The organism is Bradyrhizobium sp. Mp19, from assembly GCF_029952935.1.
Classification (GTDB): domain Bacteria; phylum Pseudomonadota; class Alphaproteobacteria; order Rhizobiales; family Xanthobacteraceae; genus Bradyrhizobium; species Bradyrhizobium elkanii.
This window is the reverse complement of record NZ_JASAUT010000064.1, coordinates 35082-44666: the sequence shown is the minus strand read 5'-3', so window position 1 is coordinate 44666 and position 9585 is coordinate 35082. Positions and strand designations below refer to the sequence as shown.

10 protein-coding genes are annotated in these 9585 nt (G+C 64.3%); 6 read left to right on the top strand and 4 right to left on the bottom strand.

The window, feature by feature from the left end; all coding sequences use genetic code 11:
- Nucleotides 1-519: 519 nt before the first annotated feature.
- Both QJT82_RS38575 and QJT82_RS38570 read left to right on the top strand, forming a co-directional pair.
- Nucleotides 520-1338 carry a formate/nitrite transporter family protein gene (locus QJT82_RS38575; protein ID WP_028343696.1) on the top strand — a complete coding sequence of 273 codons (819 nt, stop codon included), beginning with the start codon at nucleotides 520-522 and terminating at the stop codon, nucleotides 1336-1338.
- 60 nt (nucleotides 1339-1398) lie between these two features.
- Nucleotides 1399-3135 carry a bifunctional protein-serine/threonine kinase/phosphatase gene (locus tag QJT82_RS38570; RefSeq protein ID WP_028343697.1) on the top strand — a complete coding sequence of 579 codons (1737 nt, stop codon included), beginning with the start codon at nucleotides 1399-1401 and terminating at the stop codon, nucleotides 3133-3135.
- Nucleotides 3136-3277: 142 nt separating this feature from the next.
- Here the strand turns inward: QJT82_RS38570 and QJT82_RS38565 are convergent, their stop codons facing one another.
- Both QJT82_RS38565 and phaZ read right to left on the bottom strand, forming a co-directional pair.
- Nucleotides 3278-4072 (bottom strand): substrate-binding domain-containing protein, encoded by a 795-nt coding sequence (locus QJT82_RS38565; protein WP_028343698.1) that lies wholly within the window; start codon nucleotides 4070-4072, stop codon nucleotides 3278-3280.
- 230 nt (nucleotides 4073-4302) lie between these two features.
- The gene (gene phaZ, locus QJT82_RS38560; RefSeq protein ID WP_028343699.1) at nucleotides 4303-5526 is read right to left on the bottom strand and encodes a polyhydroxyalkanoate depolymerase; all 1224 of its coding nucleotides are present in this window, start codon (nucleotides 5524-5526) and stop codon (nucleotides 4303-4305) included.
- A gap of 174 nt (nucleotides 5527-5700) precedes the next feature.
- Between phaZ and QJT82_RS38555 the strand changes: the two genes are divergently transcribed.
- The 3 genes from QJT82_RS38555 to QJT82_RS38545 all read left to right on the top strand — a co-directional run bounded on the left by QJT82_RS38555 (nucleotide 5701) and on the right by QJT82_RS38545 (nucleotide 7282).
- Complete coding sequence (locus QJT82_RS38555) at nucleotides 5701-6357, top strand: glutathione S-transferase (protein ID WP_028343700.1); 657 nt, start codon at nucleotides 5701-5703, stop codon at nucleotides 6355-6357.
- A 321-nt stretch (nucleotides 6358-6678) separates the two neighbouring features.
- Nucleotides 6679-7113: a cupin domain-containing protein gene (locus tag QJT82_RS38550; protein WP_016848368.1), complete on the top strand. Its 435-nt coding sequence runs from the start codon at nucleotides 6679-6681 to the stop codon at nucleotides 7111-7113.
- A gap of 31 nt (nucleotides 7114-7144) precedes the next feature.
- Complete coding sequence (locus tag QJT82_RS38545; protein ID WP_196238224.1) at nucleotides 7145-7282, top strand: hypothetical protein; 138 nt, start codon at nucleotides 7145-7147, stop codon at nucleotides 7280-7282.
- Nucleotides 7283-7372: 90 nt separating this feature from the next.
- Here QJT82_RS38545 and QJT82_RS38540 read toward each other — a convergent pair whose 3' ends face one another.
- On the bottom strand, nucleotides 7373-7603 hold the full coding sequence (locus QJT82_RS38540) for a hypothetical protein (RefSeq protein WP_028343701.1): 231 nt from the start codon (nucleotides 7601-7603) through the stop codon (nucleotides 7373-7375).
- A gap of 193 nt (nucleotides 7604-7796) precedes the next feature.
- Here QJT82_RS38540 and QJT82_RS38535 point away from each other — a divergent pair, with 193 nt between their 5' ends.
- Complete coding sequence (locus QJT82_RS38535; protein ID WP_028343702.1) at nucleotides 7797-8168, top strand: hypothetical protein; 372 nt, start codon at nucleotides 7797-7799, stop codon at nucleotides 8166-8168.
- 106 nt (nucleotides 8169-8274) lie between these two features.
- Here the strand turns inward: QJT82_RS38535 and QJT82_RS38530 are convergent, their stop codons facing one another.
- A complete protein-coding gene (locus tag QJT82_RS38530; protein WP_028343703.1) occupies nucleotides 8275-9378 on the bottom strand; it encodes a mandelate racemase/muconate lactonizing enzyme family protein in 1104 nt (367 codons plus the stop codon).
- Nucleotides 9379-9585 lie beyond the last annotated feature (207 nt).

Here is a 9585-nt window from a genome sequence, read left to right as displayed (position 1 = left end):
CTTCCGATCGCGCCATCGCCTTACCAGGGCAAATGCCGCGCTCGCAACTCATAGGGTCACAAGCTCTGAGGAGCGCGTAGCGCGTCTCGAAGGGTCGACGGCCACCAGCCGGGCCGTCCATCCTTCGAGACGCCGCTCCGCGGCTCCTCAGGATGACGGTGATGGAGGGGCGCACATCCTCTGGGCGACATCTGGGCATGCTGCATAATTCCGCGCCATCGTGCCGCGCGCTTCCTGCGCCACCAGCCTAACTCATTGTATTAACAGGGATTTAAAGCCAACCGCCAGCGTCGCCGCTTGGCACATCCATTGCTTTTGATTGCACCAGTCAATGACGACTGCCGTCCTCCGGATTGCCAAGGGCCAACGCTGGCCGAGGCGAGGGGATCAAGGCGCCCGGCCCGGGCGTCTCGAGCAATCGTTGACCCCCCATCTCCCGGACGAACGAGCATTTCAACCAACCCGCGTCGCTTCCGGCAGGCAACCGGCGCGGCCGAATTGCGCAAGGGGATTTTACGAATGGCCTATCTCGCTCCGTCCGAATTCGTCACCAAGATGGTGGATGCCGGCGAATCCAAGATCTTCATGTCGACCCGCGACACCGTGATCCGCGCCTATATGGCCGGCGCGATCCTCGCGCTGGCGGCCTGGTTCGCCGTGACGATCAACGTCAATACGGGTCAGCCGCTTGTCGGAGCATTGTTGTTTCCGGTCGGCTTCGTCATGCTCTATCTGCTGGGCTTCGATCTATTGACCGGCGTGTTCGTGCTCTCGCCGCTCGCGCTGCTCGACAAGCGTCCCGGCGTGACGCTCGGCGGCGTGCTGCGCAACTGGGGCCTGGTGTTCATCGGCAATTTTGCCGGCGCGCTCACGGTGGCGTTCATGATGGCGTTCGTGACGACGTTCGCCTTCACGCAGGAGCCCGACAAGGTCGGCATGACCATCGGCAACATCGGCGAGGGGCGAACGCTGGGCTACGCGGCGCACGGCGCAGCGGGCATGGCCACGCTGTTCATCCGCGGCATGCTCTGCAACTGGATGGTCTCGACCGGCGTCGTCGGCGCGATGATCTCCACCACGGTGCCCGGCAAGGTGATCGCGATGTGGATGCCGATCCTGGTGTTCTTCTACATGGTGTTCGAGCATTCGGTGGTGAACATGTTCCTGTTCCCGTCCGGACTGATGCTGCATGCGAAGTTCTCGATCATGGATTACCTGATCTGGAACGAGATCCCGACCGTGCTCGGCAATCTCGCCGGCGGTCTCGCCTTCACCGGGCTCACGCTCTACACCACGCATGTGAAGACGGCCCCGAAGCGCCAGCGCCTCGCGGCTTGATCCTGGCTAGCTTATGGGGCTCTCCTGTCGCGGAGGGCCCCATTGGCTTTGGGACGGTCGATGCCGCGCGCGCTGACAATATCGGTCGGGCAATTCTCTGATCAGGGCCGCAAGGACGCCAATCAGGACTTCCACGGCGCCTTGATCCCCGGCGAGCCGCTGCTCGGCCTGAAGGGCATCGCCGTGGTGCTCGCCGACGGCATCTCCTCAAGCAGCGTCGGCCGCATTGCCGCCGAGTCCGCGGTCAAGAGCTTCCTGACCGACTATTACTGCACCTCGGAATCCTGGTCGGTGAAGAGCTCGGCGCAGCGCGTGCTGGAGGCGACCAATTCCTGGCTGCACGCGCAGACCAGGCGCAGCCAGAATCCCTACGACAAGGACAAGGGTTACGTCTGCACGCTGAGCGCCCTGGTCGTTCGGTCGACCACCGCGCACCTGTTCCACGTCGGCGACTCCAGGATCTACCGCGTCGCCGGCAACAGCCTCGAGCAACTGACCAACGACCACCGCGTCGTGATCTCCTCGCAGCAGAGCTATCTCGGCCGCGCGCTCGGCGTGAACCCGCAGCTCGAGATCGACTACCAGGCTCTCCCGCTGGAGCGCGGCGACATCTTCCTGCTGGTGACCGACGGGATCTACGAGCATGTCCCGGCGCGGCAGCTGGCGAAGGCGATCAAAGACGGCGCCGCCGATCTCGATGTTGCCGCGAAGTCGATCGTCGAACAGGCCTATGAGAACGGCAGCCCGGACAATCTCACCGTGCAGATCGTCCGGATCGACGAATTGCCCGACGGCGATGCCGGCGAGGTGTTCGGCCAGCCGACCGAACTGCCGCTGCCGCCGCTGCTCGACGCACGGATGCTGTTCGACGGCTATCGCATCGTGCGCGAGCTGCACGCATCGCACCGCAGCCACATCTATCTCGCGGTCGATGAGGACAGCGCCACCACGGTCACGATCAAGATCCCCTCGATCGACCTGCGCGACGATCCGGCCTATCTGAAGCGCTTTGTGATGGAGGAGTGGGTCGCTCGGCGGATCGACAGCCCGCATGTGCTGAAGCCGTTTCTGCCGCAGCGCAAGCGCAACTTCCTCTACGTCACGATGGAATATATCGACGGTCAGACCCTGACGCAGTGGATCACGGACAATCCAGCACCGGCGCTGGAGACGGTGCGCGACATCACCGAGCAAATTGCAAAAGGGCTGCGCGCCTTTCACCGCAAGGAGATGCTGCATCAGGACGTCAGGCCCGACAACATCATGATCGACAGGACCGGCACGGTGAAGATCATCGATTTCGGCTCGACCCGGATTGCGGGTGTCGCAGACGCGGTGCCGGCGGGCGTCGAGGACATCCTGGGCACCCAGCAATACACCGCGCCGGAATATTTCCTCGGCGAGGGCGGCACTGCGCGCTCCGATCTGTTCTCGCTCGGCGTCGTCACCTACCAGATGCTGACGGGACGCTTGCCCTATGGCGCGCAGATCGCGCGGGCCCGCACACGAGCCGACTTCAACCGGCTGGCTTACCGGCCGGCCGCGCATGGCGGCCGCGACGTCCCGACCTGGGTCGACGGCGCGCTGGAGCGCGCCGTGCACGCCAATCCGCTCAAGCGCTACGAGAGCTTTTCGGAATTCTTGTTCGACCTGCGCAATCCCAACGCAAAATATCTGACGACGTCATCGACCCCGCTGATCGAGCGCAACCCGGTGCTGTTCTGGAAGTCGACCACGCTGCTGCTGGCGCTGGTCGTGGTGGTGCTGCTGGCCTACGGCGCGCATCACTTGCGGTAGCGGATAGCCGGCCCTCTTCCCGTCATCCTGAGGAGCGCGTAGCGCGTCTCGAAGGATGAACGGCCCGCTGGTGGCCGATTCATCCTTCGAGGCTCGCTCCGCTCGCGCCTCAGGATGACGGGGAGAGGGAGGGAGGCCGACTTCAGTGCGTCCCACCCGCCGCGATCGGATCGAGGCCGCTCTTCACCAGCGCGTCGCGCGCATCTGATGAGGCGAGGAAGCTGATCAGCGCCTTGCCGGCCTCACGCTCCTTTGAAACCGTCGCGATCCCGGCGGAAAACACCGTGATCTTCTGCAACGGCTCCGGCAATGGGCCGACGATGTCGATGCCGGTCACCGGCTTCAGCTCGGAGATCTGCTGCAGGCCGATCTCGGCCTCGCCTTTGGCGACGATCTCGCCGACCGGGGTCGCCGGGATCATCCGCGCCTTGTCCTTCATCTGATCGGCGATGCCGAGCTTTGCGAACATCTCGGTCGAGACATAGACGCCGCTGGCGCTGTCCGAATAGGCGACCGATTTCGCCGCCAGCAGCGCCTGCTTGACGGTGTCGGCCGAGCCGATGTCGGGCTTCGCCGCGCCTGATTTCACCGCGATCCCGATCGGCGACTTCACGAGGTCGACGCGGCTGTCGGCCACCACCTTGCCCTGCTTGATGAGATCGCCGAGCGCATAGCCGACCATGATCAGCACGTCGGCCGGCTCGCCGCGCTCCAGCCGTACCGGAATGGCATTGGTCGTGGTGCCCATCGACGGCCCGAAGGCGGTCACCACCTTGTGCCCGGTCTTGCGCTCGAACTCCGGCACCAGCGCCTTGTAGGCCGCCGTCAGCCCGCCCGAGATCATGACATGGACTTCGGCGGCGGATACGGCTGAGGTGAAGGCGAGGGCGCCGATGACGGCGAGTGTGAGGGCACGGAAGGCGGTAGGCGCGCGCATGGAGTTTCTCCCTGGACGATTCTTCGGAAGCGGGTCGTCGTGGCCGGGGAGACTACTGCGCGAGGGCAGGCATGGCTAGCGCCACGCCGTCATTGCGAGGAGCGAAGCGACGAAGCAATCCATCGTTCCGCATGCATGGAGCGATGGATTGCTTCGCGGAGCCTGTCATCGGGCGCGCGTTCGCGCGACCCGTTGGCTCGCAATGACGGGGAAAGAGCGTCGTCGCGCCGTCACGAATTCACATGCACGAAATCGCGCAGCAGCGGATAGATCTCGTTGTTCCAGCGCTTGCCGGAGAACACGCCGTAATGGCCGACGCCGGCCTGCATGTGATGCACCTTGCGATAGGTGCGAACGCCGGTGCAGAGGTCTTGCGCGGCGAGCGTCTGGCCGATCGAGCAGATGTCGTCCTTCTCGCCTTCCACCGTCATCAACCCCATGCGCCGGATCGCCGCCGGATTCACCGGGCGGCCGCGATGCATCAGCATGCCCTGTGGCAACAGATGCTCCTGGAACACGTCGCGCACCGTCTCGATGTAAAACTCCGCCGGCAGGTCCATGACCGCGAAATACTCGTCGTAGAAGGTCTTGATCACCGCGGCCTTGGCGGTCTCGCCCTTGGCGAGATGATCGGCCAGATCGATATGCTGCTTGATGTGCCGCTCCAGATTCATCGACACGAACGCCGTGAGCTGCACGAAGCCGGGATAGACCTGACGCAACGCGCCCTTGCACTGCATCGGCACGTAATTGATCAGATTGTCCTCGAACCATTTGATCGGCTTGCTCTTGGCGAATTCGTTCACCTTGGTCGGCTGGATCCTTGTGTCGATCGGCCCGGCCATCAGGGTGAGCGAGGCCGGCCGCGCCGGATGATTATCCTCCGACATGATCGCGGCGGCCGCCAGCGCCGACACCGAAGGCTGGCAGATCGCCACCATATGCGCGCGCGGGCCGAGCTGGCCGAGGAAGTCGATCAGATGGTCGGTGTAATCCTCGAGCCCGAAGCGGCCCTTGCTGCGCGGGATGTCGCGCGGGTTGTGCCAGTCGGTGATGTAGACGTCGTGGTCCTGCAGCAGCGTCTTCACGGTGCCGCGCAGCAGCGTGGCAAAATGCCCGGACATCGGCGCCACCAGCAACAGCCGCGGCTGCTCCGGTCCGTCCACCTTCCTGAAATGCAGCAGCGAGCCGAACGGCGTCGCATAGGCGACCTCCTCCGTCACCTCCAACTCCCTGTTGCCGACGGTCACGCTGCCGATGCCGTAGTCGGGACGGGCGTAGCTCAGGCTGGAGCGCGAGATCAGCTCGAGCGCGGCGGCGAGCCGGCCGAACGTCCGGTAGGAAGCGCCGCGCGGCACCAGATTGAGATAGCGCAACGCCGCCGCGGCGCCGGTTCGCCACGGCGCGGTGAGGTCCATGTGGTTCTGATAGGCTTGGTACAGCATTGACATCATACGCATCCACCCGTGGCCCGGCTTGCCATGCAATATCGACGCCAGAGGCGGTGCCGGCCGCCCGGCAAATTGGCACGTGGCTTGCTGCAAAAACCGATGGCGCCGGGTGCGCGGCGGCTGAACCGGCGCGCGATGTCCGGGAGCTGAGGACGCGTTCAGGCGTGAGGGACCGATATGGCGAAAGCGACACTCACCATCAGCAGCAAGAATTACTCCTCCTGGTCGCTGCGCGGCTGGCTGCTGGCGAAATTCGCCGGGCTCGAGTTCGAGGAGGTGGTCACCGCGCCCGACGACCCGTCGGCCCGCGCCGAGCTGCTGCTGCTGTCGTCCTCGATCCTGGTGCCCTGCCTGCGCCACGACGGTGCGACGGTCTGGGATACGCTGGCGATCGGCGAGTATCTCAACGAGATCATGCCGCATGCCGGGCTGTTGCCGGAAGACCGGATCCAGCGCGCGCATTGCCGCTCGATCTCGGGCGAAATCCATTCCGGCTTCACCACGCTGCGCTCGTCGCTGCCGGTCAATCTCAAGGGCCATTTTCCCGGCTTCAAGATCTGGTCGCGGGCGCAGGCCGACATCGACCGCGTCTGCACCATCTGGCGCGACTGCCTCGGCTCATCGGGCGGGCCGTTCCTGTTCGGCGAACGCCGCACCATGGCGGACGCGATGTATGCGCCGGTCGTGACCCGCTTCATGACCTATGACGTCAAGCTCGAGCCTGCGCTTGCGGTGTATGCCAGCACCATCATGACGATGCCCGAGATGCAGGAATGGATCGAGGCCGCGAAGGCGGAGCCGGCCGACGTCGAGGAGCTCGAGGTCGAATATTAGGCAGCGCCCGGGCCGGCCTGCCTGCATCGGCGGCTCAAGCACGAGGCAAGCCTTGCTCAATGGACGTGCCGTCGGCGTCAGGCATCGGCGCCACGCGACGGGTGTGCATGACAGCCGTCGAAGCGCAAATTCGCGCCTCGCTCCAAATGCTTCCGCGGCGATATCAGCGCATGGCGAGACGGTTCGCCGCAGCCCAACCCGGCTGGCAAGGATTTCGCATGGCAATGACCGAGCTGTGACCGCGACGATGCGACGCTGCCGAAAATTTGGACGCTGAGCCGCGCCGCGATCTCGCGAACACGAGAACCGTGGAGGCTTGAAATGAACCAGCACGCCGTCGTCAGCAAATTTTCCCACGTCAAACCCGGTGACACCGAGTTCAAGGGCGGAGGTCTGCGCGACTTCTTCCTGTATCGCGATCTCGGCATCGCCGATGCCACCAGCGGGCAGGTGATCTGCCACCTGGTCAAGGCCAATCCCGACATGCCGCCGGAGCAGGGCACCGGCTGGCACAAGCATCTGTGCGATTTTCAGATCGTCATCATGACCAAGGGCTGGGCGCGCTTCATGTACGAGGACAAGGAGACGCTGGTCGAGGCCGGCGACGTCATCCATCAGCGTCCCGGCATCACCCACTACCTGTTCGATTACTCGAAGGACATGGAATACCTCGAGATCGTCAGCCCGGCCGATTTCAAGACCGTGGATGTGCCGCCGGCGACCGAAACGGTGCCGCCGATCACGCCGTGGAAATGATCGCCAGGCAGGACAGAGAGGAGGGATCGCAATGTCGTCTGCGGAGGAGTTAACCTTTGTTATCGGCCGCTGGCTGCGGCCGATCGTCATGCTTCTGTATGTGGTGCGCAGCCTCGGGCTGATGACCACATCTAGCCGTGAACAACGCAGTACGCCGCTCGATCAGTGATTCGGACGCGGTTCGTTCCACCCGCGTTCCAAATCTTAAGGCACGGTGCGCGCGCGTCGCGTTTTGAAACAGCGCGCGCCGGTGCCGGCCTCAGGCCATGCCCGTGCCCGCCTGCTTCTCGCGCGGCTTCCGCCAGGCGATGACGTTGGCTTCCAGCGCGCCGCCGGTGGTGTCATTGCGCCACTGGCCGTTGACGAAGCGGCAGGCGAACGGCAGCTGATACGTTCCGCTATGATCCTCACAAAGTACTTCCACGCGCTGTTCCGGCGCAGGTTCGCCATTGCCGTCGAATTGCGCCATCCGTTTTTCGCGCGTTGCCATGCGATCTGTCTCCACTGCCCAAGGCCGAGCCAAAAGGGATCGAACCAAACAAGTTCCGAGGCCCCCGTCCCCACGAGTAGTCCCGTAATGGGTGAAGCACACCGCTTGAATGCGGTTTCAGTGTGGTATGTCTGCCTCGCTTTCAGCGTCGCGAGCACAAAACTGTGAATGACGCATTTGCCTGGAGACGCCGATGACCGCTCGTTTTGTTCTCGCCTTGCTGGCTCCGCTTGCACTCGGCGTCGCCGCAACCGCGCATGCGCAGGACGTTCCCGGCATCGAGATCTGCACCGTCGAGAAAACCATGGAGCGGCGCACGAGCTGTCTGCAGAGCAATATCGATTTCCTGCAGAAGAGGATCAACAAGCTCACATCGGATCATCAGCAGAAGCTCGACGCCGCCAACCGGCAGATCGCGAGCTTGCAGAGCGCAGCGGCCAGTCTGCAGAAGCTCGTCACCGATCTGCAGGCCGCGCAGGTCAAGCTCACTGAGGACCTGAAGAAGAAGGCCGGCGCGCCGCCGGCGAAGGATGCCGCGCCCGCCGCGAAGGACGGGACGAAGTAGAAAACCGTCATTGCGAGCGAAGCGAAGCAATCCATCCCACCGCGCCTGCGGAACGATGGATTGCTTCGTCGCTTCGCTCCTCGCAATGACAGGAAGCGTGTCTCAGCTACGCCACCCGATACTTCTCCATCACGTCGCGATCCGGCTCGTAACCGAGTCCGGGGCCCTGCGGCACGGCGACATGGCCGTTGGCGTCGACGTCGATGCGGTCGCCCCACAGGCAGGCGGGACGCTTCATGAAGAACACCTCGATCAGCCCCGCGTCGCGGATCGCCATCAGATGCAGCGTGGCGAGGAAACCAGGCCCGAAATAGGGCGAGTGCGGAATCACCTGGACGCCGAACTCGTCGGCGAGGACGGCCACCCTGAGGAATTCGGTGATGCCGCCGACCTTGATCACGGAGGGCTGCGCGTGACTGACCGCGCCCGCGGTCATCATCTGGCGGAATTGATGCACGGTGCAGGCGTTCTCGCCGGCCGCGATATCGAGCCGGCCTTCTCTGCGCACCTCGGCGAGCGTCGCAAAATCCTCCGGCGGCCAGACCGGCTCCTCCAGGAACAGCGGCGCGGCCTGCTTGCAGTCGCGCGCGAACTGGATCGCCGCGGGTCCGTCCAGCGGGCAGTTCATGTCGACCATCAGCGGCACGCCGGGGCCGATCGCCTCGCGCGCGGCGGCCACCGCAGGCACGGTGGTCTCGTGCAGCTTGATCGCGGAATAGCCCAGCTTGATCGCCTTCTTGCATTCGGCGGCGATATGCGCCGGATTGCCGATCCGCATCAGGCTCGCATAGGCCGGGATCGTGCTGCGCTTCGCGCCGCCGATCAGTTGATGCAGCGGCACGCCCTTCACCTTGCCGGCGAGATCCCACAGCGCGATGTCGAGCGCCGAGATCGCAAACATCGTGATGCCGTAGCGGCCGAACAGATGCAGGTTGCGCTGGATCTGCTCCATCGCGGCGGGGATGCTGGCGGCGTCGGGCACCTCGAGGCCGCGCGCCTGCGGCGCGATCATCTCGGCCACCGCCGTGCAACTCGTCTTCGGGCAGACATAGGCGAACGCGTCGCCCCAGCCGGTGAGGCCGGCATCGGTCGAAACCTCGACCAGCACCATGTCGAGCGCCGAGATCGCGGAAGCTCCCTGGCGGAAGCTCGCGGGCCCGGCGTCATAGGGAATGCGGATATGGTGGGCGCGGACGTCGGTGATTTTCATTGTTGTTGTCCTTCCGATCGCAGGATGTGCCTGGAATTCGTGGTGGCCGGACATTTGAGCCTGAAGAACGGCGTCGCTTCGGCTGGTCTGGGTTCCGGCCATCGCAAATCTTGCTCGTAACGAGTCTTGCTTGCGACAAGTCTTGCTCGTGAATCATGTCGAAGACGTGGATGCCCGGCGCACGGCCGGGCATCACGAACCGCAAAG

Bases quoted from the DNA above. Each gene is read 5' to 3' on its own strand.
- QJT82_RS38575 (WP_028343696.1), top strand. From the start codon at position 520: ATGGCCTATCTCGCTCCGTCCGAATTCGTCACCAAGATGGTGGATGCC.
- QJT82_RS38570 (WP_028343697.1), top strand. From the start codon at position 1,399: ATGCCGCGCGCGCTGACAATATCGGTCGGGCAATTCTCTGATCAGGGC.
- QJT82_RS38565 (WP_028343698.1), bottom strand. From the start codon at position 4,072: ATGCGCGCGCCTACCGCCTTCCGTGCCCTCACACTCGCCGTCATCGGC.
- phaZ (WP_028343699.1), bottom strand. From the start codon at position 5,526: ATGATGTCAATGCTGTACCAAGCCTATCAGAACCACATGGACCTCACC.
- QJT82_RS38555 (WP_028343700.1), top strand. From the start codon at position 5,701: ATGGCGAAAGCGACACTCACCATCAGCAGCAAGAATTACTCCTCCTGG.
- QJT82_RS38550 (WP_016848368.1), top strand. From the start codon at position 6,679: ATGAACCAGCACGCCGTCGTCAGCAAATTTTCCCACGTCAAACCCGGT.
- QJT82_RS38545 (WP_196238224.1), top strand. From the start codon at position 7,145: ATGTCGTCTGCGGAGGAGTTAACCTTTGTTATCGGCCGCTGGCTGCGG.
- QJT82_RS38540 (WP_028343701.1), bottom strand. From the start codon at position 7,603: ATGGCAACGCGCGAAAAACGGATGGCGCAATTCGACGGCAATGGCGAA.
- QJT82_RS38535 (WP_028343702.1), top strand. From the start codon at position 7,797: ATGACCGCTCGTTTTGTTCTCGCCTTGCTGGCTCCGCTTGCACTCGGC.
- QJT82_RS38530 (WP_028343703.1), bottom strand. From the start codon at position 9,378: ATGAAAATCACCGACGTCCGCGCCCACCATATCCGCATTCCCTATGAC.